The sequence below is a fragment of the Bacillus sp. H1a genome (assembly GCF_000633475.1).
Taxonomy (GTDB): domain Bacteria; phylum Bacillota; class Bacilli; order Bacillales; family Bacillaceae_G; genus Bacillus_A; species Bacillus_A paramycoides.
The window spans coordinates 1-542 of the sequence record NZ_AYMH01000100.1; the positions used below are offsets into that span (position 1 = coordinate 1).

At 35.1% G+C, this 542-nt stretch carries 1 pseudogene; it reads right to left on the reverse strand.

From position 1 onward, the window contains the following. Window positions 1–158 precede the first annotated feature (158 nt). A pseudogene (locus tag U860_RS0129780) lies at window positions 159–542 on the reverse strand (IS4 family transposase); the annotation flags it as partial.

Below are 542 nucleotides of genomic sequence, written 5' to 3' on the forward strand. Positions count from 1 at the left end.
CTTAAGTTGATGGATGTGTGGCGAGACCCCATCGCTATCAAGCTAAGCTCATGTAACGTCAATGATAAGCGAGATTGTTTCTTTTTTTCGAAAGTCTATATGTAGGTGCTTTAAAGATTTGCATACGAAATAAACCCTAACGGGTTTCCTTTTTTGAATTAAGCCGCTTGATTATCAGACAGGGTACAATTGTAAACGACACCTAATATATCAAAGACTGTTTTCTTCTCATATCGATGAGATTTTCGCCCGTTTTGCTGTAGAAGATTGAATAGGCGATATAGAACCTTTGATAGTTCTTGGGTGTCTTTCTGTATAGCTTGGAAAAGAAGAAGAAAATAATCTCTAATCATATATATGGCCTTATACTCACTCAGTTCTCGTTTCTTTTTCATAAGAAGTAATTGACGCATTTGAAACATGATAGAAGAACAGAGTAGAATGGCAATCAATTGTCCATACAAATGGCACTCCCATCTTTCTGGTTTTATCTTTTTACACTGATGAATTTGAAAGAATGACTTCCACGTTTTAAATAAAAT